At 71.8% G+C, this 23,358-nt stretch carries 23 protein-coding genes; 11 read left to right on the forward strand and 12 right to left on the reverse strand.

What is annotated here, in order from left to right; genetic code table 11:
• The first annotated feature begins 8 nt into the window (after nucleotides 1-8).
• Together ACZ3II_RS28190 and ACZ3II_RS28195 are read left to right on the forward strand one after the other, a co-directional pair.
• Nucleotides 9-2,480, forward strand: coding sequence for a beta-L-arabinofuranosidase domain-containing protein (locus ACZ3II_RS28190; RefSeq protein ID WP_465520798.1), 2,472 nt, complete (start codon nucleotides 9-11; stop codon nucleotides 2,478-2,480).
• 3 nt (nucleotides 2,481-2,483) lie between these two features.
• Nucleotides 2,484-3,512: a LacI family DNA-binding transcriptional regulator gene (locus ACZ3II_RS28195; protein ID WP_465520800.1), complete on the forward strand. Its 1,029-nt coding sequence runs from the start codon at nucleotides 2,484-2,486 to the stop codon at nucleotides 3,510-3,512.
• Here the strand turns inward: ACZ3II_RS28195 and ACZ3II_RS28200 are convergent.
• Complete coding sequence (locus ACZ3II_RS28200) at nucleotides 3,454-4,392, reverse strand: DUF1152 domain-containing protein (RefSeq protein WP_465520802.1); 939 nt, start codon at nucleotides 4,390-4,392, stop codon at nucleotides 3,454-3,456. The genes ACZ3II_RS28195 and ACZ3II_RS28200 overlap by 59 nt on opposite strands.
• A gap of 51 nt (nucleotides 4,393-4,443) precedes the next feature.
• Entirely contained in the window at nucleotides 4,444-5,154 is a 711-nt protein-coding gene (locus ACZ3II_RS28205) for a tyrosine-protein phosphatase (RefSeq protein WP_465520804.1), read from the reverse strand.
• Nucleotides 5,155-5,203: 49 nt separating this feature from the next.
• On the opposite strand from ACZ3II_RS28205, the gene ACZ3II_RS28210 reads away from it, so the two are divergent.
• On the forward strand, nucleotides 5,204-5,410 hold the full coding sequence (locus ACZ3II_RS28210; RefSeq protein ID WP_465520806.1) for a hypothetical protein: 207 nt from the start codon (nucleotides 5,204-5,206) through the stop codon (nucleotides 5,408-5,410).
• Between the two features lie 89 nt (nucleotides 5,411-5,499).
• On the opposite strand, the gene ACZ3II_RS28215 is transcribed toward ACZ3II_RS28210, so the two are convergent.
• Complete coding sequence (locus ACZ3II_RS28215) at nucleotides 5,500-6,228, reverse strand: alpha/beta fold hydrolase (RefSeq protein WP_465520808.1); 729 nt, start codon at nucleotides 6,226-6,228, stop codon at nucleotides 5,500-5,502.
• A gap of 57 nt (nucleotides 6,229-6,285) precedes the next feature.
• Here ACZ3II_RS28215 and ACZ3II_RS28220 point away from each other — a divergent pair, with 57 nt between their 5' ends.
• Entirely contained in the window at nucleotides 6,286-7,344 is a 1,059-nt protein-coding gene (locus ACZ3II_RS28220; RefSeq protein ID WP_465520810.1) for a helix-turn-helix transcriptional regulator, read from the forward strand.
• On the opposite strand, the gene ACZ3II_RS28225 is transcribed toward ACZ3II_RS28220, so the two are convergent.
• Both ACZ3II_RS28225 and ACZ3II_RS28230 read right to left on the reverse strand, forming a co-directional pair.
• Nucleotides 7,266-7,616 (reverse strand): VOC family protein, encoded by a 351-nt coding sequence (locus ACZ3II_RS28225; protein WP_465520812.1) that lies wholly within the window; start codon nucleotides 7,614-7,616, stop codon nucleotides 7,266-7,268. The two genes, ACZ3II_RS28220 and ACZ3II_RS28225, sit on opposite strands and share 79 nt — an antisense overlap.
• A 134-nt stretch (nucleotides 7,617-7,750) precedes the next feature.
• Nucleotides 7,751-8,029 (reverse strand): hypothetical protein, encoded by a 279-nt coding sequence (locus ACZ3II_RS28230; protein WP_465520814.1) that lies wholly within the window; start codon nucleotides 8,027-8,029, stop codon nucleotides 7,751-7,753.
• A 295-nt stretch (nucleotides 8,030-8,324) separates the two neighbouring features.
• Between ACZ3II_RS28230 and ACZ3II_RS28235 the strand changes: the two genes are divergently transcribed.
• Entirely contained in the window at nucleotides 8,325-9,236 is a 912-nt protein-coding gene (locus ACZ3II_RS28235) for an NAD(P)/FAD-dependent oxidoreductase (RefSeq protein ID WP_465521288.1), read from the forward strand.
• Nucleotides 9,237-9,973: 737 nt separating this feature from the next.
• Nucleotides 9,974-11,482: a non-reducing end alpha-L-arabinofuranosidase family hydrolase gene (locus ACZ3II_RS28240; protein WP_465520816.1), complete on the forward strand. Its 1,509-nt coding sequence runs from the start codon at nucleotides 9,974-9,976 to the stop codon at nucleotides 11,480-11,482.
• A gap of 53 nt (nucleotides 11,483-11,535) precedes the next feature.
• Here the strand turns inward: ACZ3II_RS28240 and ACZ3II_RS28245 are convergent, their stop codons facing one another.
• A complete protein-coding gene (locus tag ACZ3II_RS28245) occupies nucleotides 11,536-12,309 on the reverse strand; it encodes an SDR family NAD(P)-dependent oxidoreductase (protein ID WP_465520818.1) in 774 nt (257 codons plus the stop codon).
• A gap of 101 nt (nucleotides 12,310-12,410) precedes the next feature.
• Between ACZ3II_RS28245 and ACZ3II_RS28250 the strand changes: the two genes are divergently transcribed.
• Nucleotides 12,411-13,253, forward strand: coding sequence for a helix-turn-helix transcriptional regulator (locus ACZ3II_RS28250; protein ID WP_465520820.1), 843 nt, complete (start codon nucleotides 12,411-12,413; stop codon nucleotides 13,251-13,253).
• Here the strand turns inward: ACZ3II_RS28250 and ACZ3II_RS28255 are convergent.
• The 3 genes from ACZ3II_RS28255 to ACZ3II_RS28265 form a co-directional block, all read right to left on the reverse strand.
• Complete coding sequence (locus ACZ3II_RS28255) at nucleotides 13,247-14,404, reverse strand: CaiB/BaiF CoA transferase family protein (RefSeq protein ID WP_465520822.1); 1,158 nt, start codon at nucleotides 14,402-14,404, stop codon at nucleotides 13,247-13,249. The two genes, ACZ3II_RS28250 and ACZ3II_RS28255, sit on opposite strands and share 7 nt — an antisense overlap.
• Nucleotides 14,405-14,418: 14 nt before the next feature.
• The gene (locus tag ACZ3II_RS28260) at nucleotides 14,419-15,453 is read right to left on the reverse strand and encodes a hypothetical protein (RefSeq protein ID WP_465520824.1); all 1,035 of its coding nucleotides are present in this window, start codon (nucleotides 15,451-15,453) and stop codon (nucleotides 14,419-14,421) included.
• Between the two features lie 119 nt (nucleotides 15,454-15,572).
• Complete coding sequence (locus ACZ3II_RS28265) at nucleotides 15,573-16,070, reverse strand: MarR family winged helix-turn-helix transcriptional regulator (protein ID WP_465520826.1); 498 nt, start codon at nucleotides 16,068-16,070, stop codon at nucleotides 15,573-15,575.
• A gap of 67 nt (nucleotides 16,071-16,137) precedes the next feature.
• Here ACZ3II_RS28265 and ACZ3II_RS28270 point away from each other — a divergent pair, with 67 nt between their 5' ends.
• Nucleotides 16,138-17,298 (forward strand): amidohydrolase family protein, encoded by a 1,161-nt coding sequence (locus ACZ3II_RS28270; protein WP_465520828.1) that lies wholly within the window; start codon nucleotides 16,138-16,140, stop codon nucleotides 17,296-17,298.
• Between the two features lie 39 nt (nucleotides 17,299-17,337).
• Nucleotides 17,338-18,069: a lysostaphin resistance A-like protein gene (locus ACZ3II_RS28275; RefSeq protein ID WP_465520830.1), complete on the forward strand. Its 732-nt coding sequence runs from the start codon at nucleotides 17,338-17,340 to the stop codon at nucleotides 18,067-18,069.
• Between the two features lie 388 nt (nucleotides 18,070-18,457).
• Here the strand turns inward: ACZ3II_RS28275 and ACZ3II_RS28280 are convergent, their stop codons facing one another.
• The gene (locus ACZ3II_RS28280) at nucleotides 18,458-18,811 is read right to left on the reverse strand and encodes a hypothetical protein (RefSeq protein WP_465520832.1); all 354 of its coding nucleotides are present in this window, start codon (nucleotides 18,809-18,811) and stop codon (nucleotides 18,458-18,460) included.
• A 268-nt stretch (nucleotides 18,812-19,079) separates the two neighbouring features.
• On the opposite strand from ACZ3II_RS28280, the gene ACZ3II_RS28285 reads away from it, so the two are divergent.
• The gene (locus tag ACZ3II_RS28285) at nucleotides 19,080-20,579 is read left to right on the forward strand and encodes a glycoside hydrolase family 43 protein (RefSeq protein ID WP_465520834.1); all 1,500 of its coding nucleotides are present in this window, start codon (nucleotides 19,080-19,082) and stop codon (nucleotides 20,577-20,579) included.
• Nucleotides 20,566-21,618 (forward strand): LacI family DNA-binding transcriptional regulator, encoded by a 1,053-nt coding sequence (locus tag ACZ3II_RS28290; RefSeq protein WP_465520836.1) that lies wholly within the window; start codon nucleotides 20,566-20,568, stop codon nucleotides 21,616-21,618. The genes ACZ3II_RS28285 and ACZ3II_RS28290 overlap by 14 nt, the downstream gene beginning before the upstream one ends.
• Here ACZ3II_RS28290 and ACZ3II_RS28295 read toward each other — a convergent pair.
• Together ACZ3II_RS28295 and ACZ3II_RS28300 are read right to left on the reverse strand one after the other, a co-directional pair.
• On the reverse strand, nucleotides 21,578-22,654 hold the full coding sequence (locus ACZ3II_RS28295) for a HAMP domain-containing sensor histidine kinase (RefSeq protein WP_465520838.1): 1,077 nt from the start codon (nucleotides 22,652-22,654) through the stop codon (nucleotides 21,578-21,580). The genes ACZ3II_RS28290 and ACZ3II_RS28295 overlap by 41 nt on opposite strands.
• Nucleotides 22,651-23,310 (reverse strand): response regulator transcription factor, encoded by a 660-nt coding sequence (locus ACZ3II_RS28300; protein WP_465520840.1) that lies wholly within the window; start codon nucleotides 23,308-23,310, stop codon nucleotides 22,651-22,653. The genes ACZ3II_RS28295 and ACZ3II_RS28300 overlap by 4 nt, the downstream gene beginning before the upstream one ends.
• Nucleotides 23,311-23,358: the final 48 nt, after the last annotated feature.

Consider the following 23,358-nt stretch of genomic DNA (forward strand, 5'->3'; position numbering starts at 1 on the left):
GGTGCCCGATGCTGTCCCGTCGTCAGTTGCTCCAGGCCACCGCGGCCGTCCCTTTCGTCGTGCCGCGTGCCGCGGCCGCCGTTCCGTCGTCCTGGAAGGCCGTCCCGTTCGGCCTCGACCAGGTCAGCCTGCAACCCAGCGTCTTCACCGAGAAACGCGACCGGATCCTCGCCTACGCCCGGGCGTACCCCGCCGACCGGATCCTGGCGAACTTCCGGGCCGCCGCCGGCCTGGACACCCTCGGCGCGCAACCGCCGGGCGGCTGGGACGACGCGACCGGCAACCTGCGCGGCCACTACAGCGGCCACTTCCTGTCCCTGCTGGCCCAGGCGTGGGCGGGCACCGGCGAGGCGGTTCTCAAGACCAAACTCGACTACCTGGTCACCGGCTTGAAGCAGTGCCAGGACGCGTGGGCGGCCCGGGTCGGCCGGCCGGGCTCCGGGCCGGTGCCGCCGACGTGGACACCGGACGGCCTGGTGCTGTCGGGCAGCAACCAGTACGTGGGCCTGCCGGACGCCACGATCGACGGGCTGACCCAGGCCACCATCGCGATCCGTTTGAAGATCAGCGAGCTGCGGACCTGGTCGAGAGCTTTCGATTTCGGTACGGGGACCAGCGTCAACATGTTCCTGACGGTGCACGACGGCGCCGGCCCCCGGTTCGCCATCACCACCTCGGGCAGTAGTGGTGAACAGCGGATCAGCAGCGCCACCCCGCTGCCGGTCGGTCAGTGGGTGGATGTGGCGGTCACCCTCAACGGCCACGTCGGCACCCTGTACGTCAACGGTGCCGTGGCCGGCACCAACACGGCGATGACGCTGACCCCGGCCGCGCTGGGCGCCCCGAAGAACAACTGGATCGGCCGCTCGCAGTACTCCGACGCCTACCTGAAGGCCACGGTCACCGAGTTTCACCTGCTCAACCGGGTTCTGACCGCAGCCGAGATCGCGGCCGGGGCGCAGGGGAACCTGGCCCGCTACCGGTTCGAGGAGACCTCCGGGTTCGTCGTCGCCGACTCGTCGGGTCGCGGCTGGAACGCCGCCGTCGTCACCGGAACCGGGTCCGGCACGCCCGGGCCCAGTCACGCCGGGTTCCTCGCCGCCTATCCGGAGACGCAGTTCATCCAGCTCGAACAGTATGTGACGTACCCGGCGATCTGGGCGCCGTACTACACCTGCCACAAGATCATGCGCGGGCTGCTGGACGCGCACACCCTGACCGGCAACGCCACCGCCCTCACCGTGGCGCGCGGGATGGGGGAGTGGGTGCACAGCCGGCTCAGCAAACTGCCGCGCGCCCAACTGGACCGGATGTGGGCGCTGTACATCGCCGGGGAGTACGGCGGGATGAACGAGGTGATGGCCGACCTGGCCGCCCTCACCGGCAACGCCACATTCCTGACCACTGCCGGCTACTTCGACAACACCCAGCTGCTCGCCGACTGCGTGAACGGGACCGACACGCTCAACGGCAAGCACGCCAACCAGCACATCCCGCAGTTCCTCGGGTACCTGCGGATGTACGAGCAGGGCGCGGGCGCCTCCTATCGGACGGCGGCGGCGAACTTCTACGACATGGTCGTGCCGCACCGCACGTACGCGCACGGCGGCACCGGGCAGGGCGAGGTGTTCCGGGGGCGGGACGTGATCGCCGGGAGCATCTCCGGGGACACCAACGCCGAGACGTGTGCGGCGTACAACATGCTCAAACTGGCCCGGAACCTGTTCTCGCACGCGCCGGCCGGCCGGTACATGGACTACTACGAGAAGACCCTCGTCAACCAGATCCTGGCGTCGCGGCGGGACGCCGACAGCACCACGGATCCGCTGGTCACCTACATGGTTCCGGTGGGGCCGGGGAGCCGCCGAGGGTACGGCAACATCGGCACGTGCTGTGGTGGGACCGGGCTGGAGAACCACACGAAGTACCAGGACACCATCTACTTCCGGTCACCGGCCGACGACGTCCTCTACGTCAACCTCTACATACCGTCGACGCTGCGCTGGACCTCACGGGGCGTGACCGTAGCCCAGACCGGCGACTACCCGCGCACCCCGTCGTCGACGCTGACGATCACCGGGGCGGGGCGATTCGATCTGCGGCTGCGGGTGCCGTCGTGGGCGCGTGCCTCGTTCGCTGTCACCGTGAACGGCAGCAGTGTCGCCGCCCCGGTGAACGCGGAGGGTTACGCGAGCCTCAACCGGACCTGGGCGTCGGGGGATCGGGTGCAGGTCAGCTTCCCGTACCAGCTGTCGGTGGAACGGGCCATCGACGATCCGAGTCTGCAGGCGCTGCTCTACGGGCCGCTCGCGCTGGTCGCCAAGTCGTCGTCGACCGCGTACCTCAGCCTGCCCGCCGACCTGCCCGGAACCGTCCGGCCCGGGCCCCGGCCACTCACCTTCACCAGCGGATCCGTCACGTTCGAGCCGTTCTTCCTGGGGGACACGGCGGCCTACCACACCTACGTGCGCCGCGCCTGAACCGTGCGCGCCCCGGTCCTCAAGGACGTCGCCCGGCTCGCCGGAGTGTCGGCGCAGACCGTCTCCCGCGTCGTCAACGACCATCCGAGCGTCCGGCCGGAGACGCGGGCCCGGGTCCGCGCCGCCATGCGGGCCCTGCACTACCAGCCCAACCTCGCCGCCCGTACCCTCGTCACCCGCCGTTCCCGCACCATCGGCGTCGTCACCCCGGCACCGGCCGCCGCGTCCGCCGTCCTGCTGCACGCTGTCGGGCAGGCGGCCGGCCGGGCCGGTTTTCAGGTCACCGTCACCGGGTGTGCCCGCCCGGACGAGCCCTCGCTCCGGGCCGCCCTGGACCGGGTGCGCGACCAGGCCGTCGCCGGCGTGATCCTGATCGACCCGGTCGCCGCCGTCGCGCCGGGGATGCCCTGTGTCATCGCCGGTGATCTGCGGGATCTGCCGAGCGTCGCCGTCGACAACGCGCTCGGCGCCCGGCTGGCGACCCGGCATCTTCTCGGCCTCGGCCATCGCACGGTCCACCACGTCTACGGTCCGTCTGCCCGCCCGGAGGCGAGGGAGCGTTGCTCCGGCTGGCAGCAGGCCCTGCTGTTGGCCGGACGTCCGGTCCCGGCGCCGCTCGCCGGTGACGGCACCGCCCGCTCCGGGTACGAGGCGGGCCGGCGGCTCGCCGCCGATCCGTCGGTCACCGCGATCTTCTGCGGCACCGACCACATGGCAGTCGGTGTGCTGCGCGCGCTCGCCGAAGCCGGCCGGGACGTGCCCGGGGCGGTGAGCGTGGCCGGGTTCGGCGACCTGCCGGAGTCGCCCTACCTGCGGCCACCGCTGACCACCGTCCACCAGGATCTCGACGCCGTCGGCCGCGACGCGGTCACCATCCTGCTCGAACAGATCGAGTCCGGCGCCGGGGGCCTCGAGATCCGGCGCCACCCGCCCCTCCTGGTGGTCCGCGCGAGCACCGCCCCGCCGCCGGGTGTCAGTGCGGAAAGGGAACTCTCGGGCGCGGCTCGATCTCGTCGCGGAACCGTTCGATGATGTGGCTGACCTGCAGCATGTCGTCGGTGCCGCGGATCCGGTCCAGGTACAGCGACCGGGCCGCCAGCCCGGCCAGGTCGAACGTGAAGTACATCGCCATCAGCGGATTCACGAACAGCGGCGTCCCGAAGTCACGCCCGTTCAGCGGCACGTCCCCGGCCGCCCCGGTCAGCGCCGCCGCGATCTGCCCGTTGACGATGCTCGCCCGTCCCGGCGTATTGACCCGCGCGTGCTCGACCGCGTCCCGGTACAGCGCCGCCTCCCGCCCGTGCGACGGCACACTGAACGCGCCCAGGTAGGCGCCGTCCCGGTCGAGCGCCGCGATGTTCTCCAGCACCTGCACGTGGTTGACCCCGTGATACGCGTCGACCCCGAACCCGATCGACGCCACCAGCTTGACCGGCACCGGTGTGGCGGCCACCGCGGCGAGACTGGTCGCGTCCTCGACCGGGGTGCCGAGGGCCGCCTCGTCACCGCGCATCAGGATGTCGGTGCCCCCGTCGACCAGCACGATCGCGTCCAGGTCGAGCCGTTTCGCGAGCCGCCGGTACGCGGCCCGCAACGGCCGCACCCCGGTGCGCGGGAACGCGTACACCGTCGACGGCAGTCCGTGCCGGTCCAGCCAGCGGGCGAGGGTCCGCTCCGGGAAGTAGTCCTCGTGCGACGCGGTCTCCGCGGTGACCGCCGCGACGCCCGGCTCCCGCCAGACCGAACGGTCCAGCCCGTACAGGTTGACGAGCGACAGGCTGCCGAAATGTACGGTCCGCCCATCGGCCGTCAGCGACAGCCCGAGCGGCAGGCCCGCGTACACGTCGAACCCGCCACCGGCCCCCGCGATCAGGATCCGCCGCGCGTCACCGAGCGCCTCGAAGAACGGCATCCGCCACACCGCGCCATGATGTCCGCAGCCGTCCCCTGCCGCATCCCGTTTTCACAGCAGCCGGGCCCTGATCCGCTCGACGTCGGCGTCCGTCAGTCCCGCCTGCTTCAGCCGGTCCAGGACTTCCGAACCGCCGAGCAGCTCCCCGAGCACCTCCGCGATCGTCGTGCCGTGCCCGGTGAGCCGTTCCACCACCGGATCCCACCCGCCCGGGCGGTCCTCGCCGAAGTGCCGTCGCAGCCGTTCCCCGCTCAGCGCGTAGTCCTCGACGATCGCCTCCGTCGTCACCCCGGCCAGAGCAAGCAGCAGCAACGACACCAGCCCGGTCCGGTCCCGCCCGATCCCGCAGTGCACGACGACCCCACCCGGCGGGGCGTCGGCGACCGCTTTCAGCGCGGCCACACACCGGTCCGCCTTGTGCTCGACGAACCGCCGGTAGTAGAGCGGCGTACCGTCCGAGTCGTCGTCGATGATCCCGTACCAGAAATCGCCGTCGTCGTTGTCGTCCAGCGGCACTTCCACGACGCGTACCCCGTCCGGCCGCACGACCTCGGCCTCCCGCTCGTCGGCCTCCCGCAGATCCACGACGGTCCGGACCCCGTGCGCATACAGCGCCGCCCATCCCGCCCCGCTGAGCCGATCCAGACTGTCCGCCCGGACGACGGCCCCCCGCCGGGTGACCGCCCCGTCGGCAGCCGGCAGCCCACCGAGATCCCGTACGTTCAGGCACCCGTCCCCAGCAAGATGCCGCTCGATATCCATCCGCCGAACCTATCGACCAAACCCTGAGCCGACCGCATAGGGTGGCAGGATGCTTCAGTCGCTCAAGGCCCTCGCCTTCACGGAGCACTCCGAATGGTTCGGGCTGGGCCCGCTGACGCTCGCCGTGCTGGCGGGGGTCCGGGCGTTCCTGACCGATGACCCGTTCACCCGCTGGGTGTGGATCGCCATCACTGCCGTGCTGCTGATCCTCTGTGTCACCTACGTGATCTGGGCACGGCGCAAGCGCTCCGAGTGACGGAGCGACGTCCGCCGGATCGTGGGCGGTTCCCGTCGTTGACGCGTACCGCTGCCGGGTGGCCTGGTGTGGTCACCCGGCAGCGGCGGTCATGCCCGGTGCAGGATCGCGGCCAGCTCGACCGGCCGGCTGAGCATCGGCCAATGCCAGGTCGGCAGTTCCTCGTAGCGCCACGTGGGGCCGGCCATGTGGCGGCACAGCGGCAGCGCCGCGGCCATCTCCTGCGTCTGCGCGGCGGTGAAGCTCGACAGCACGCCGAGCCGGGGCAGCTTCTCCCACGCCCCGGTCAGCCGGACCGGGGTGGTCGCGGTCGCCCATGGCTGGCCGACCGACCGCTCGCGCAGCAGCGTGACGATCGAGTCGTCCACGTCCGGCGCGCCGGCAGCCAGGTCGGCCCAGTGCGGCGACGGCAGCCGCCACCCGTCACCGTGCTCGTCGACCGATGCCGCGTTGCGCTCGCGCTCGGCCGGTGGGGTGAACTCGAACTGGGCCACGCCGTCGGGCAGCGGGCCGGTGTCGACATAGACCAACCGGGCGACGCGGTCGGTGACGCGGTCGGCGGCCGCGGTGACGACGCTACCGGCGTAGCTGTGCCCGACGAGGACCACGTCGCGCAGGTCCTCGTAGCGCAGGAGGTTGACCACGTCGGTGACGTGGACCTCGAGGTCGGTGTCGGGACGGGCCAGGTGAGCGCGCTCCCCGAGGCCGGTCAGGCTGATCGGGTACACGTCGTGGCCGTGCCGGCGCAGTTCCGCGGCCGTCGATTGCCAGGCCCACGCGCCGAGCCAGAACCCGGGGACCAGTACGAATGTCGTCATGCCCGGCACGCTACGGTCATTACCGGACAGTTTCCGCCCGGATGGAGAGGACGTCTTTTGCCCAGGCCGACAGCACGCGTGCTGGCCCTGCTCGAGATCCTCCAGTCCGGCGGCACATTCACCGTCGGCGACCTGGCCGGCCGGCTGGACGTCGACGAGCGCACCGTCCGCCGCTACGCGACCCACCTGCTCGACCTGGGCATCCCGGTCGAAGCGCGCCGTGGCCGCTACGGCGGGTACCGGCTCGCGCCCGGATACAAGCTGCCGCCACTCATGCTCACCGACGACGAGGCGGTCGCCATCGCCCTCGGCCTCGCCGCGGGACGCCGCACCGGCATGGTCACCGCCGAACACGCGGCCACCGAGAGCGCCACCGCCAAGCTGCGCCGGGTACTGCCGGCCGCCCTCGCCCGGCGCATCGACGCCCTCCTGGCCACCATGGACGTCACCGGGCCCGTCCGGCAACCCGCCCCGCCCGGCACCGAGGTGCTGCTGGTGCTCGCCGAGGCGGCCCGCCACCGGCACCCGGTACAGCTCACCTACACCACCTGGCACGGTCACTCCGGCGAGCGTGGCCTCGACCCGTACGGCCTGGTCTTCCACAACGGCCGCTGGTACGTCACCGGTCACGACCACGCCAGCGGATCCACGCGGACATTCCGGCTCGACCGCATCAGCGCCATCCGGGCCACCGACGGGGCGTTCGAGGTACCCGCCGGGTTCGACCCCACCGGCCATGTCCTCGCCGGACTGGCCTCGGTGCCGTACGCCCACGAGGTCTCGGTCCTGCTGCACACCGGCCTGGCACAGGCCCGGCAGCGGATCCCGCCCTCGGTCGGCACCCTCACCGAGGTCGTCGGCGGCGTACGGCTGACCGCCCGAGCCGAGAATCTCGACGGCGCCGCGCAGATGCTGGCCGGGCTCGGCTGGCCCTTCACCATCGAACAGCCCGCCGAACTCAGAGCCGAAGTGCGGGCGCTGGCCGCTCGCCTGCTCACCCACGCCGACGCCGGCGACCAGGCCGTGTCGTCAAAGGATCATGACCATGGATGGCTGGGATCGCATACGAGCTCGAAGACCTTTCCGTCGGGAGCCCGAAAGTGCTGCCAGGAGTAGCCGTTGCCGCCGATCTGCTTCGTCCCGATCAGGTTGATACCAGCCTGAACCAGTGCATCAACGGCCTCGTCCATGTCATCCACGAGGAGGCTTGCCACGACCTTCTCCCGGGCGAATTGGTCGGGAGGATCGTCCGCTTCGGGACCGAAGATCTCCAGCTTGTCGCCGTCGGGAAAACGGAAGACGGCGAAGTCCGGCTGCTCGTGGTCGATCGCCAACCCTGCCACGTCAGCGAAGAAATCCCTCATCTGCTGGTACGAATCTGTCTTCACGCCGACCCACGAGATGCCTCGAGCCCGCACTGACCTCCCCTTTCTGCCCACCCAACACTGCCCGCGCCTTCAGGCTGGCAGTTGAAGTGCGATTGAAGTCAAGGCGGTCTTGACAGGGTCGCTCTCCAGCGCGCTCACATGCCGCTGAGCGTGCCCGAATTGATGGGCCGCTCGGCTCCGCAGGCGCCCTCCTGAGCGGGTGGGGATCCGGCATGAAGGAATCCGCCCTGGTCTTGGCCTGTAGGTTCGATCTCCGCGGCGCGTTCCGGCCAGTCGACCTCGGTGGGCTCGACCGTGATGGTTACGACGGCCGCCGGCGCTCTGAACGATTTGCCACTGTGAAGCTTGGTGACACCATCGCGGGTGTTCTTGACCTCGGCACTTTCGACGCCATCCGAGGTTCTGACGGTCATCTCTCCGCCACCAGTGCATCGGTATCGGACCGTAAGACTGCGCTGTCCGCTTGTCAGTCCGAACGAGACCTGCCGCTGACCCGTGCGGCCGACAAGACGAGCGAGGATAGGCGTGGCGAGCGGTTCAGCCGTGATCTGCACGGACGGCGACAGCGATGGCAAAGGTGAGTTCGCCGTAGGCGCAATGACTGGCCTGTCCTTGCCGCTGCAGCCGAAGAGCGAGATGACCGCCAGGCCGGCGAGCGCCGCCCACCTCCTCGGCGGGGCGACTCGGTCCCCGAGCCGCCAAGCGCGGGTGCTCGGTAAGGTCTCGAGCGTGGACGTTGTCGTGATCGGTGCCGGGATCGCCGGGCTGTCGTGTGCGCGCGTGTTGGCGGACGCTGGGGTCAGTGTGCGTGTCGTCGAACGCGGCCGGGTCGTCGGCGGACGGTTGGCCAGTAGGCGCTACGACGGCCGGTATGCCGACATCGGGGCCGCCTACCTCGTCGCCGACGACCCGGATTTCGCCGCACAGGTCGCCGATTGGGAGGCCGCTGGACTCGCCCGGCCGTGGACCGAGTCCTTCCGGGTCTACCCGGGCGGCCGGGATGCCGCGGGCCCGGTCCGCTGGGCGGCTCCCGGCGGCCTGCGATCGCTGGCCGCTAACCTCGCCGCCGGGCTCGACGTACGTCTGTCAACTCCGCTCGACGCAGTGCCGGCGGACGCTGACGCGGTGGTGCTGGCCATGCCCGGCCCGCAGGCTCTGCGGCTGGCCCCGCCGCCGGGGATCGCGGCGGCGGCCGCCGCGCAGGCCTGGCATCCGGTGATCGTGGCCGTTCTGCGCTACCCGCTGCGTGAGTGGCGCGACCTGCGAGGCGCCTTCGTCAACGACCATCCCGTACTCGCCACCGTCTGCGACGACGGCGACCGGCGTGGCGACGGCGCACCGGTTCTGGTCGCCCACTCCACCGCACAGCTGGCCGCTCGGCACCTGAATTCCCCCGATGCGGCCGGGTCGATCCTCGCCGGGGCGGTTGGGGAGTTGCTCGGCCTGTCGGCGAAGCCGGAGGTGAGCGTGCACCGCTGGACGTTTGCCCAGCCCGAACCTGGCGAGGCCCCGTATGCGGTGGACGGCCGGGTATGGCTCTGTGGCGACGCGTTTGGCCGCCCGCGGGTCCAGACCGCCTGGCTGTCCGGCCGCTCCGTGGCACAAGCCCTGCTCGGCTGACCCGGGCTCGGCCTGCCTCGGCGCCGGCGAAGTTGTCCGAACCGATCCCGCATCCGCGCTTCATTAGCGTCCGGATATGCAGCCGGGCGGAGCGTTTGTGCGGGTCCACGCCGATGACGACTCGGCCATGTCGTTTCCTTCCCGGTTCCGACGGATGCGTCGGCGGGAGGGCAACGCTACTTCGAGCCGGGCATACCCCTCTTGAGCCACTCCGCGCCGCGGTGACCGGCATACCGCACGCCAGGAGAGAGTCACACCAAACCGCGGTGGACAGCCGCAGACAACGCGCGGTTGGCCCCGTCTCTGTCCGCGGAGCGTAGGCCGAATGGTTCTGGTGCCGCGGATGCCCGGAGCGCGGTCATGGCAGGAGGGTGGCCGGCTCGCCCCGCGTGCGGGGCGGGCTTCGGAACCTTCGCCACCAACGGCTCACCAGCGCGTGCACCGGGACCCCGGCGCCCGGCTCCCGCGGCCGGCCTACGGCGGGGACTCGTCCCGGTCGCCGGCCAGGTCCCTCACGAGAAAGGTGCCGAACTGTTGGACGACAATTTTCAAGAAAAGCGTTATGTGCGCTGCCCCGAGAAAGTCGCACGACTTAGGGATATCGACAGCTTGATGCGCTCGAAACCTTCTGGCAATATCGCATCCACGATTGTTAGCGTTCTCAATTCGATTGCCGGATCATTCCCCCGGTCCTGCGGTCACCCGTTCCCTTCATCACTAGTCCCCGGGAGAACCCCATGTCGATGGGTGAGCTCACACCCGTACCGTCACAGAAGCGGCGGCCCTGGCGCACTGCTCTCGCCGCGTTCGTCCTGCTCGCCGGAGGCGGCGCCGTCGCGGTGACCGCGACCGCCGCGTCCGCCGCCACGATCGACACCAGCGCGTCGTATGTGCTGGTCAACCGCACGAGCGGCAAGGCCCTCGACGTCTACAACCTGGCCACCAACGACGGCGCCCGCATCACCCAGTGGACCCGCAACGACCAGGCCCAGCAGCAGTGGCAGTTCGTCGACTCCGGTGGCGGCTTCTACCGGCTGAAGTCGCGGCACTCCGGCAAGGTCCTCGAGGTCTACAACTTCTCGACCGCCGACGGCGGCTCGATCGTGCAGTGGACCGACAACAACACCACGAACCAGCAATTCAGCATCCAGGACATCGACGGCTACATCCAGCTGATCAACCGCAACAGCGGCAAGGCCGTCGAAGTGCAGGGCGCATCGACCGCCGACAACGCCAACATCGTCCAGTACAGCGACTGGAACGGCGCCAATCAGCAGTGGCAGCTGGTGCGGGTCGGCGGCACGTCGCCGTCACCGTCCAACCCGGGCGGCACCTGCACGCTGCCGTCGAGCTACCGCTGGTCGTCGACCGGTGTGCTGGCGCAGCCCCGGTCGGGCTGGGCGTCGCTCAAGGACTTCACCGTCGCGCCGTACAACGGCCAGCAGCTCGTGTACGCCACCACCCACGGTGTCGGCGCCGGCAGCGACTGGGGCTCGATGAACTTCGGCCTGTTCACCAACTGGTCGCAGATGGGCTCGGCGTCGCAGAACGCGATGAGCCAGCGGGCGGTCGCGCCGTCCCTGTTCTACTTCGCGCCGAAGAACATCTGGGTGCTGACCTACCAGTGGGGTGCGGCGCCGTTCATGTACCGCACGTCGACCAACCCGACCAACCCGAACGGCTGGTCCGCGGCACAGCCCCTGTTCACCGGATCGATCACCGGCTCCGGCACCGGCCCGATCGACCAGACGGTCATCGGTGACAGCCAGAACATGTACCTGTTCTTCGCCGGTGACAACGGCAAGATCTACCGGGCGAGCATGCCGATCGGGAACTTCCCGGGCAACTTCGGCTCCTCGTACACGACGATCATGAGCGACACCGCGGAGAACCTGTTCGAGGCGCCGCAGGTCTACAAGGTGCAGGGCCAGAACCAGTACCTGATGATCGTCGAGGCCCAGAGCTCCAACGGCCGCTACTTCCGCTCGTTCACCGCGACCAGCCTGAACGGCTCGTGGACGCCGAACGCGGCCACCGTCAGCAACCCGTTCGCCGGCAAGGCCAACAGCGGCGCCACCTGGACCAACGACATCAGCCACGGTGAGCTGCTGCGCACCAGCGCCGACCAGACCATGACCATCGACCCCTGCAACCTGCAACTGCTGTACCAGGGCCGTGCGCCCGGCTCCGGCGGCGACTACGGCCAGTGGCCGTACCGGCCGGGTCTGCTGACCCGCCAGCGCTGACCTTCGCCGACGAGCCGCCTCTCCGATCCCGGAGGGGCGGCTCGTCCGCGTGTCTAGGCGGCGCGGGCCGTCGTGATGCCGCCGTCGACGGCGATCTCCGCGCCGTGGAGGTAACCGGCGTGCTCGGAGAGCAGCCAGGCCACCGCGCCGGCGATCTCCTCGGGGGTTCCGGGGCGCCCGGCGGGCGTGCCGGCCGTCATGTGGGCGATGACGTCGCCGTCGGCTGCGTTGATCGGGGTACGGGTCGCCCCGGGCGAGACGGTGTTGACCCGTACACCACGGGGACCGAACTCCGCGGCCCAGCTGCGGGCGAGCTGGATCTCGGCGGCTTTGGTCGCGGAGTACAGCCCGACGAAGGGGTGCCCGACGTGAGCCATCCAGGAACCGATGACGACGATCGCGCCGTCGCCGCGTGCGGCCATCCCGGGGGCCAGCGCCGCGGTCAGCACGTGCGGGGCGCGAATGTTGACCGCGAGGGTGGCCTCGAGGTCGGTGTCGGTGAGGCGCACCGTGTCGACGGCCGGGCACAGGGCGGCGTTGTGGACCACCGCGTCCAGTCGCCCGCCGGCTGCCTCGGTGGCGACGCGGGCGAAGTCCCGCAGCGCCTCGGGCGGGCCGGTCAGGTCGGAGGCGACGAAGACGGCTCGTCCGCCGCTGCCCTCGATGTCGGCGACGACTGCCGCGCCGCGGGCCTGATCGCGGCCGGTGACCACGACGTGCCATCCCTGCGCGGCGAGGGTGCGGGCGGCGGCGGCACCGATGCCGCTGGTGGAGCCGGTGATCAGAACGGTGCGGCGCTGGTCGGAAGGAGTCCCGGTGGAGGTCATGATCACTACCTCAGCCGGGACGCGCGGCACGCGCCAGGGCGCGTCCTGCCTGGGCATGCCATGACCAGGTTCGTGCCGCCGCAGGCTCCTATGCTGGGTGGGTGCCTGCTGATCGTGCTGCTCTCGGGGCGTTCCTGCGGTCTCGGCGTGACCGCCTGACGCCTGCCCAGGCCGGCATCGCGGCCTTCCCCGGCCCCCGGCGGGTTCCGGGTCTGCGCAAGGAGGAGCTCGCCGTGCTCGCCGGGCTGAGCCCGGACCACTACAGCCGCCTGGAGCAGGGACGCCAGCACACCGTCACCGACGAGGTGGTGCAGGCGCTGTCCCGGGCGCTGCAGCTCGACGAGATCGAACACGCACACCTGCGGGACCTGGCCGCCCCCGCCTCACATCGGCGGTGGGCGGGACCGGAGGCCGCGCAACGGCCCGACCCGGGGATGCTGCGCCTGATGGGAGCACTGAGCCATGTGCCGGTGCTGCTGCTGGGGCGGCGTACGCAGGTGCTGGCCGGCAACGGGATGTTGCGTGCGGTGCTGGGGCCGGGTCTGGAGCCGGGGTCGTCGTTCGCGCGCTGGCTGTTCCTGGACCACGGCGCGCGGGTGCGGATCGTGAACTGGGCCGACTTCGCCCCCGCCGCCGTCGGAGCGCTGCGCTACGAGGTGGGACGCCACCCCGGCGATCGCCGCCTGGCCGACCTGGTGGAGGACCTGCGCCGCGGCGATCCCGACGTCGCCCGGTGGTGGGACGACCAGCGGGTCACCTTCCGCACCTCGGTGACCAAGCACCTGGCCCACCCCACCGCCGGGCCGCTCAGTTTCGGCATCGAGTCCGTCGTCGGGCCACACGATCCGGAGCAGCGCCTGGTCGTCTACACCGTCGAACCCGACTCGCCCACGGCGCGGGTGCTGCCCCTGCTGGCGAGTTGGGCAGCCGCGCCGCATCAGTGACCGGGGTGGGGCAGCGGCGTCTCGGACGGCTGGGCGAGCCAGGCGCGCAGCGCCGGGGTGTGTTCGCCGAGAGCGGGCGGGGACGACGGCGGGGCCGTGGACGCGCGGGCGTACGTGACCGGATGGCGGATCTGGGTGGTGCCGGACGGCAGGGTGACCAGCGGGTTCAGGCCGTAGGCGGTGGCGCGGGCGAGAGCGTCGCCGATGTCGCCGACCTGGCCGGCCGGCACCCCGGCCGCGGTCAGCCGCTGCTCCCACGCCGCGGCGGTGTCGGCGGCGAGGGCCTCCTCCAATGCGGCGACCAGGGCGTCCCGGTGGGCGACGCGGAACGGGTTGGTGGCGAACCGGGGGTCGGAGGCCAGTTCAGGGATGCCGAGCGAGGCGCAGAGGCGGGTGAACTGGCGGTCGTTGCCGCAGGCCACGGCGATCGGGGCGTCGGCGCAGCGCAGTGTCTCGTACGGGGCGATCGACGGGTGCCGGTTGCCCATCCGGGCCGGGGCGGCGCCCGTGGTGAGGTAGTTGGCGGCCTGGTTGACGAGGCCACCGAGCAGACTCGACAGCAGGTCGACCTGGACGTGGTCGCCCTGGCCGGTGCGCGCCCGCCGCTGCAGCGCCGCCAGGATGCCGATCGTCGCGTCCTTGGCGGTGAGCACGTCGACCAGCGCCACCCCGGCCTTCGTGGGTTCGCCGGCGGCCTCGCCGGTGATGCTCATCAGCCCGCCGACCGCCTGCACCAGGAAGTCGTAGCCGGGCAGGTCGGTGTCCGGGCCGAAGCCGGTGACCGTGCAGTAGACGACGGCCGGGTTGAACTCCGACACCGTCTCGTAGCCGAGCCCGAAACCGTCCATCCCGGCCGGCCGCAGGTTGTGGATCAGCACGTCGGCGCGGGCGGCCAGTTCCCGGGCCGCCGACCGGTCGCCCGGCACGGTCAGGTCCAGGGCGAGGCTGTACTTGCCGCGGTTCAGCCCGTCGAAGTAGGCCGACGAACCGGACGTCCACGGCGGCCCCCAGCCGCGGGTGTCGTCGCCGCCACCGGGACGTTCCACCTTCACCACCGTGGCGCCCAGGTCGGCCAGGGTCATGGTGGCCAGCGGACCGGCGAGGACGCGGCTGAAGTCGGCGACCAGGAGGCCGTCCAGGGGAGCGGTCATGTCCGGACCGTACGTCAATCGCGGCTGATCTTCAGGGAGCCGATGCCGGCCTCCGCGTCGATGTCGAGCCCGGGCCGCTCGTCCAGGTCGCCGGCTCGGATCGTCTCGCCACCCCGTACGCCACCCTCGTCGTCGCCGTAGACGGTGAGCCCGCCGGTTCCGCTGCCCATCGCAATCCTGACCGGCACCTTCTGGGTGGTGCTGATCCGCCAGGTGTGGACGCCGCCGGCCATCAGGATCGGCAGGGTCCGGTCGAGGCGGCCGAGTTCGATGTCGACGGTCTGCGCGCCGCCGATCAGGTCGATGTCGCGGACCGTGCCGCTCGCCATGTCGAACGAGGCGGTGTGCACGCCCGCGCCCATCCGCAGCCGCCACACGACGTCCTCGCTGAGCAGCACGTCGACCCGTCCGGAGCCGGAGTCGGAGCCGTCCGGTTCGGCGCGGACCTTGAGGGCGCCGTCGGTGAACGTCGTGTCGACGTCGAGGCCGGAGTCCTTCGGGGTGGTGACGCGGAAGGTGTCGCCGTCCAGGTCGGCGGTGCGTACGGAGAGTTCGGTGACGCCGGTGGTCAGCTCGAAGCGGGCGGCGGTCATCGCGGGCGGGGTGGTGGGCGCCGGCGATGAGGGCGAGGGAGCGGACGAGGACGGCGGCGGGGCCGGGGACTCACTGGGGGCGACACTGACCGGCGCCGCGGGAGGGGTGGTGACGGTGGTCGTCGTCGGGGCGGCCGCCACGGGCTGAGGTTCGGGCCGGGTCAGCGGTCGGGACAGCAGGAACGTGCCGACCGCGACCACGGCCGCCAGCAGGGTGGCGAGGGCGGCAGGGCGGCGGGTCCGCGCGGGAGCCGCGGTCGAGTGTTCGGCCGGGGCCGGCGCGGGCTGTTGCGTGGTGTCCGGCCAGTAGTCGGAGATGTTCGGAACGTTGAGCGGCAGGTCGGCCGGTGGCCGCGAGTACGGCTCCGGTCCGGCGACCGGTTCCGCGTGCCCCGGCACGTACCCCGCTATCCGCAGTTGCGGGCGCGGCTCGTCGTCCGCACCGTTCCGCTTCACCACGCCGTCCCCCAGGACCGTCGATGTGATTCCCCGTGCAAGGTACGGACACGCAGGGTCGACGGTTCAAAGGGCGACGGATCAACCACTGACGGTGTGCAGCGGCCCGCCGTCAGGGGTCAGGGGGTGTCACCGAGCGCGATCAAGATCCCCCGCAACGCCTCGATCGCGGCCCGGCTCGTCTCCGGCGGCACGTCGCGCAGCAGGGCGGCCTGGGCGGCGCTCGCGGCCCGTACCGCCTCCTCGGCCTTGTCGATCCCGGCGGGGGAGAGCCGCACCCAGGAGCCGCGCGCGTCGGCCGGGTCGGGTTCCCGCTCGACCAGCCCGGCGCTCTCCAGGCGGCGCAGCACGTTGCTGGTGCCGCCGGACGTGAGCGCGAGCCGCTGGGTGAGCGCGGACGGCCGCAGCCGGTAAGGGTGACCGGCGGCCCGCAGCACGGCCAGCATCTCGTACTCCGCCTTGGTCAGCCCGAGCCGCCCGAGCCGCGCCTCGACCGGCGTGCTGAGCAGGGCGGACAGCCGGGCGGCCCGCTTGCTGATCTCGAACTCCGCACCGACCGCGCCGGGCAGCTCGCTGCCCCACGCCCCGGCGATCTCATCCACCACGTCCCTGCCCACCCGGCCATCCTAGTTGCGCTCAGAAAGCTTTTGAGTTAGCTTTTTAAAAAGCTTTTCAGGAGGAGACATGGATCTGCTCATCACCGGGGGACGGCTCGCCGACGGCACCGCCGCCGACGTCCTCGTCGACGGCGGCGTGATCGCCGGCATCGGCACGTTCCCGCACGTGGCAGCCGCCGCGACGATCGACGCGACCGGGCTCGTCGTGGCGCCCGGCCTGGTCGACGGTCACCGGCACGTCTGGCAGGCGCCGCTGCGCGGGCTCGGGCCCGACATGACCCTCCCGGAATACCTCGGGGCCGTCCTCGACCGGGCCGCCGCCGCGATGGACCCGGAAGCGGCCCGGCTCGCCACCCTGCTCGGCGCCGCCGAAGCCCTGGACGCCGGCATCACCACGGTCCTCGACTTCGCCAACATCGCCCGCACGCCCGAGCACACCGCCGCAGTCCTCGACGCCTACGCCACCGCCGGCATCCGCGCTGTCGTCGGCACCGATCCCGCCCGGATCGTCGCGCCGCGCGGCCGGATCACCGGCGCGGTCGCGGTCTTCGCCACCGCCTTCGGCTCGTTCGGCGACGCGCTGCGCCAGATCGGCGAGGCGCGGCGGCGCGGCCTGATCGCGACGATGCACGCCGGAGGCGGTCAGGATCAACTGCTGCGGCTGTACGAGGCCCGCGCGCTCGGCCCCCACCTGCACCTGGTCCACGTCAACGGCATGACACCGGAGGAGGCCCGGTTGCTCGTGGACACCGGCACCCGCGTCACCGTCACGCCCGTGGTCGAGGCGACGATGGGGCACGGCCTATCCGCCTGGGGCACGTTCGCCGCCGCCGGGGGCCGGGCCGGGCTCGGCACCGACGTCCCGGTCGACGCCCCGCCGGACCTGTTCGAGCCGCTGCGCGACACGCTCCGGTTCAACCGGCCGCGCCGGGCCGCCGAGTTCCTGGCCGCCGTCACCTCCGACAGCGCGCACGCGATCGGCCTGGGCGACCGGATCGGTACGCTGGAACCCGGCAAGCGGGCCGACCTGGTCCTGTTCGACGGCCTGTCGCACCTGTCACCGGGCGCCGACCTGGCCGGCGCGATCGTCACCTGCCTGGGCACATCCGATGTGCACACCGTCATAGTGGACGGGGAAATCGTCAAACGTGACGGCCGGCTGACCGCCCTCGACCTGCCCGGACTCCGCCGTGCCAACGCGGAGCGACTTACACGTTTCGTTGCGTAACGAGCGGATTGTGCCGGCGCAGGATAGGCTCTTTTCCTCGTGCCCTCCCGTCACCTCCACCTCTCCCGCCGCCGGCTCGCTCTCGTCCTCGGAGCGGTCGTGGTCATACTGGCCGCGGTCAATGTCGCGAACAAGTACGGCCCCTCCGGCACCGGCCTGGTCGCCGGCCCGCTGGTCGCCCTCGCGCTGGTGCTGCTCGGCCGCCGCGCCGGCCTCACCTGGCACGACCTGGGACTCTCCCGGCGTACCCTCGTGCCCGGCCTGAAATGGGCGATCGGCTCGGTCGCGGTGGTCGCCGTCGTCTACGCGATCGGGGCGGCGATCCCGTTCACCCGGCCCGCCTTCCAGGACGTCCGCTACCACCTGCACCTGAGCGCCGCCCTGCTGACCGCGTTCGTGATGGTCCCGCTCGGCACCGTCCTGCTCGAGGAGGTGGCGTTCCGTGGCGTGCTGATGGGCCTGGTCAACCGGCACCGCGGCGCGGTGTGGGCCAGCGTCACCTCGTCGGTCCTGTTCGGCCTGTGGCACATCCTGCCGTCACTGCGGCTGAACAGCGCCAACGAGGCGGTCGGCTCGGTCCTCGGCACCGGCGGCACCGGTCAGTTCCTGGCCGTCGCCGGCGCTGTCGGGTTCACCGCCCTGGCCGGGCTGCTGCTGTGCGAGCTGCGCCGCCGGTCCGGCAGCCTGCTCGCCGCGGCGGCCCTGCACTGGGCCACCAACGGTCTCGGCCTGCTGATCACCGCCGGCCTCGCCGCGGTCCGTTTCTCCTGACGTAGCGGTCGAGCCGCCGCAGGTTCTCGTCCTGCGCGGGCTGGAGCGACGACCGGTACGGGCTCAGCCGGTACGCCGCGAGCTGCGTCGACCGGTCCCGCCCCTGTTCGTCGCTCCATCCCCCGGTGGACCCGGTCGATGTCGGCGCAGGGGATCGTCCGGTTCCGGAAGTACCCGTGCACGGTGACCCTCCGGTCCGCGCAGTCCGCCCGTATCCGGAACCCGCGCCGGCCCGGCACCGCTCCACCGGCCACGAGGATCAGCCCTGACCAGTCCGGCAGCGGCGTCTCCGCGGCGACCACCGCGAGCGCCGGGAACCACAGCAGCAACCCCGGGAAGCCGTTCATCAGCCGCGCCCTCAGCGGCGGCCACGAGCGCACTCGCGAAACTACTTGCAGGCCTCGGCGACCTTGACGCTCGCCTTGCTGAACGCGCCCGCGTCCGGGATCTCGCCCGCGTCCGAGCTGAGAATCCGCCCGAAGTCGTCCATCGACGCCGCCAGCTCGTTCGCGGCGGTCTCCACGTCGCCACCGGCCTTCTTGCCCTCGTCGCGGACCTTCGCCGCGCCGTCCGTGTACGTCTTGGCCAGCCCCGCCCGGTCGTCGATCTGCCCCATGCCCTTGCCGGCGATCGTCTTCAGCTCCGCCGTGATCGCCTCACACGCGGCCGAATCCCCGCCGGAGCAGCCGGCCCCCATCGCAGCGAACAGGACAGCAGCAACAACAACCTTGAGTGAACGCAAGGTTCCTCCCCGTGACGATGATGAATATGTGATCCAGCACCGTAACAGCGCCACCTCCGGCTGGTTCTCATGGCCGACCAAACCCGCGATCGAAGCGGGCCCTGCTGTCTTCCCGCAGAAATTTTCCGTCAGTGACGCGAATGTTTCCACGAAGAGAAGTCCGTGCATGGGCGAGAATGGAGGGGTCACCCAAGCCTGCAGCACGACGGTCACCACGTCAGTCGTGCTTGAATCGGCCTGAAACTTTCTTTCGACAGAAGGGGCCCGGATGACCGCGGCCACCACCCGTACCTTCACCAACCCGGTGATCGCCGGCATGCATCCGGACCCCAGCGTCTGCCGCGTGGGCGAGGACTACTACCTGGCCTGCTCCAGCTTCGAGTACTTCCCGGGCGTGCCGATCCTCCACAGCCGCGACCTGATGCACTGGCAGCAGATCGGCAACGCGCTGGACCGGCCCGGCCAGCTGGAGCTGCCGCCGGCCACCCCGTCGTCCGGCGGGATCTACGCGCCGACGCTGCGCCACCACGACGGCCGGTTCTGGCTGATCACCACGAACGTCGCGCCCGGCGGCGGCACCCTGATCTGCACCGCGGACGACCCGGCCGGGCCCTGGTCCGACCCGGTCCGGCTGGCGGTCCACGGCATCGACCCCGACCTGGCCTGGGACGAGGAGGGGAACTGCTGGTGCACGTACGCCGGGATCTGGCAGGTCCGCGTCGACCCGGTCGCGGGCCGGGTGCTCGACGAGCCGCGCAAGCTGTGGTCCGGCAGCCCGGGCGCGCAGGCCCCGGAGGCCCCGCACCTGTACCGGATCGGCCGCTACTGGTACCTGCTGATCGCCGAGGGCGGCACCGAACGCGGCCACGCCGTCTCGATCGCCCGCGGGACCAGCCCGGACGGGCCGTTCGAGCCGTGCCCGGCCAACCCGATCCTGAGCCATCGTGGCAGCGGCAGGCCGATCCAGAACACCGGGCATGCCGACCTGGTGCAGGCGCCGGACGGCTCCTGGTGGATGGTGCTGCTGGGGGTACGCCCGGGCGGCGGCACCCCGGGCTGGCACGTGCTCGGCCGGGAGACCTTCCTGACTCCGGTCACCTGGCACGACGGCTGGCCGGTCGTCGGCGCCCTGGAACCGGAGATGACCGCCCCGTGGCCCGCTGAACCGCCGGCTCCGGACCCCGTCCGCGACGACTTCGACGGGCCTGCCCTGCACCCGCGCTGGATCTCGCCGCGTTCCCGCCCGGACAGCTGCTGGTCCCTGACCGACCGCCCCGGCTGGCTCACTTTGCACGCTCGCGACCGTTCCCTGGACGACCCGTCGGTCACCTTCACCGGCCGCCGCCAGCAGCACCGGTCCTGCCGCATCCGTGCCCTGGCCGACACGTCGGCGGGCCGCGGCGGCCTGGCCGTCCGGCTCGACGAGGGCCACCACTACGAGGTGGAGGCGGGCGACGGCGGGGTACGGGTCATCGCCCGGCTCGGTTCGGTCCGGCACACCACGCCGGTGCTGCCGGTGCCGGCCGGCCCGGTCCTCCTGCGCATCGACATCGTGGCCGCCCGCCCCGGCGAGGGCCATCCACGTCAGGAGCCGGACACGCTGCGCCTGGGCGTCGAGGACCCGGACGGCGGGTTCCGGGTGCTCGCCGCACTGGACGGCCGCTACCTGTCCACCGAGGTCGCGGGCGGGTTCACCGGCCGGGTCCTGGGCATGTACGCCGCCGAGGGCACGATGCGTTTCGACTGGTTCGACCATGAGCCCGCGTGACCTCCGGCCGGGCGACCCGGTCAAACCCGTGACCATCTCGTACATCGCCGAGACCGCGGGCGTCTCCGTCCCGACCGTGTCCAAGGTGATCAACGGGCGGGCCGGGGTCGCCGCGGACACCCGGGCCCGGGTCGAGGCGCTGATCAGCCAGCACGGGTACCGCAAGTCCAGCCCGGTCCAGCGCAGCAACCTGATGGAACTGGTCGTCGACGAGCTGGAACACCAGTGGGGCGTGGAGATCATCCGCGGGGTGCAGCAGGTGGTCCGGGAGCACCGGGTCGGCCTGGTGCTCACCGAGTTCGGCCCGGACCGCAGCTCCATCCGGTACTGGATCGACGACACCATCGCCCGCCGCCCGGACTGCATCGTCACCGTCGCCCAGCTGTCCGCCGCCGAGCAGGACCAGCTGCGGGCCCGCGGCATCCCGTTCGTCGTCCTGGACCCGGCCGGCGAACTCGCCGAGGACGTCCCGTACGTCGGCGCCACCAACTGGAACGGCGGCCGCTCGGCCACCCGCCACCTGATCGGACTCGGTCACCGCGACATCGCCGTGATCAGCGGGCCGGGCCACCTGTTCTGCCAGGCCCGGGTCGACGGGCACCGCTCGGCGCTGCAGTCGGCCGGGCTGCCGGTCCGCGACGCCGACGTGATCACCGCCGCCCTGACCAGCGACGGCGGCCGGGACGCGGCGATGCGGCTGCTGCAGCGCGCGGACCGGCCGACCGCGATCGTGGCCGGCAACGACCTGCAGGCCGTCGGCGTCTACCAGGCGGCCCGCACCCTCGGCCTGCGGGTGCCGGACGACCTGAGCGTGGTCGGTTTCGACGACCTGCCGATCGCCACCCTGATCGACCCGCCGCTGACCACGGTCCGGCAGCCGCTCACCGAGATGGCTATGGCCGCGACCGAGCTGGCCCTCGCCCTGGGCCGCGGCGGGGCCGCCACCCAGACCGGCATCGAGCTGGCCACCCGCCTCGTCGTCCGGGAGAGCACCACGGTCAGCCGTTCCGGGCCGGGGGCAGCGCCACCTCCACGGTGAGGCCGTCGCGGCCGGTGGAGGAGGCGGTGATCAGGCCGTCGTGGGCCTGCGTGATCGACCGGGCGATCGCCAGGCCCAGCCCGGCGCCGCCGCTGTGGTCGATGCGGGTGGCCGCCCGCCGCCGGAACGGCTCGAACAGGGCGGTCACCTCCTCCGGCGGCACGTCCTCGCCGGTGTTCACCACGACCAGCGCCGGATCGCCGCCGACCCGCACGTCCACGGTGCCGCCGGGCCGGTTGTACTTGATCGCGTTCTGCACCAGGTTGGTGATCAGGCGTTCCAGCAGCACCCGCTCGCCGAGCACGATCCGCGGCTGCAGGTCCCGGGTGATCTTCACGTCGGCGTCGGCGGCCCGGGCCCGGTGCGCGGCCAGCACGTCGGCGGCGATCTCGTCCAGGCGCAGCGGGGACCGGCTCATCAGGCCCCGGTCGCTCTCGCTGAGCACCAGCAGGCCCTCGATCAGCCGTTCGTTGCGCTCGTTGGTGGCCAGCAGCTGGGTGGTGAGCAGGTCCAGCTGCTCGGGCGTCAGGTCACCGTCCATGCTCACCTCGATCAGGGTCCGCTGGACGGCGAGGGGAGTGCGCAGCTCGTGCGAGGCGTCGGCGGCGAACCGGCGCTGGGCCTCGTACCCGACGGCGATCCGGTCCATCATCTCGTCGACGGTCCGGCCGAGCACCGCCAGCTCGTCGCGGCCCGGCCCGGGCCGCAGCCGGTACCCGAGGTTCTGCGGCCCGACGTCGGCGATCACCGCGACCAGGTCCCGCAGCGGCCGCAGGCACCACCGGACCGCCGGGAAGCAGGCGGCCAGGATGACGCCGAGGACCAGCAGCAACGTGCCGGCGTCGATCATGCTGGGATGCCGGAACACCATGTCGCAGGCGTACGACGAGGTCTCGCTCGGCACCCCGCAGATCGGCGGCACGAACTCGTCCCAGAGCAGGACCAGCAGCGGCGCGGCGATGTCCGCCGCCTGGGAGGCGAGCAGCACCAGCAGGCACAGCGCCAGCATCCGCCGCGCCGGGGAGCGGGTCCTCATCGGCCCAGCCGGTACCCGGCGCGGCGGACCGTGTGCAGCACCGGCGGATCGCCGAGTTTGCGGCGCAACGTCATCACCGTCATCCGGACCGTGTTGGTGAACGGGTCGGCGTTCTCGTCCCACGCCTGCTCGAGCAGCTCCTCGGCGCTGACCACCCGCCCGCCGGAGCGCATCAGCACGTGCAGGACGGCGAACTCCTTCGACGACAGGGTCAGCAGCTCCCCGTCACGGGACGCGGTGTGCCGGGTGCTGTCCAGGACGATGCCGTCCTGCTCCAGCACCGGCGGCAGCGCGGGCGCGGACCGGCGGGACAGCGCCTGCACCCGGGCGGCCAGCTCGGCGAACGCGAACGGCTTCGTCAGGTAGTCGTCGGCGCCCAGCCCGAGCCCCTCGACCCGGTCCCGGATCCCGGCGGCAGCGGTCAGCAGCAGGATCTTGGTGTTGTCGCCGGAGCCGGTGATCCACCGGCACAGGTCGTCACCGGTCCGCCCGGGCATGTCCCGGTCCAGGACGGCCACGTCGTAGCGGTTCACGCCGAGGCGCTCCAGGGCGGTGTCGCCGTCGTAGACCACGTCGACGGCCATGGACAGCCGGCGCAGCCCCTGGGCGACGGTGTCCGCCAGCAGCCGCTCGTCGTCCGCCACCAGCACCCGCATGCCCCGCCCCCGATCCGCCCGCCCCGACCGCGGCACAGGCTCTCACAT

It is taken from the genome of Actinoplanes sp. NPDC019969, assembly GCF_055562375.1.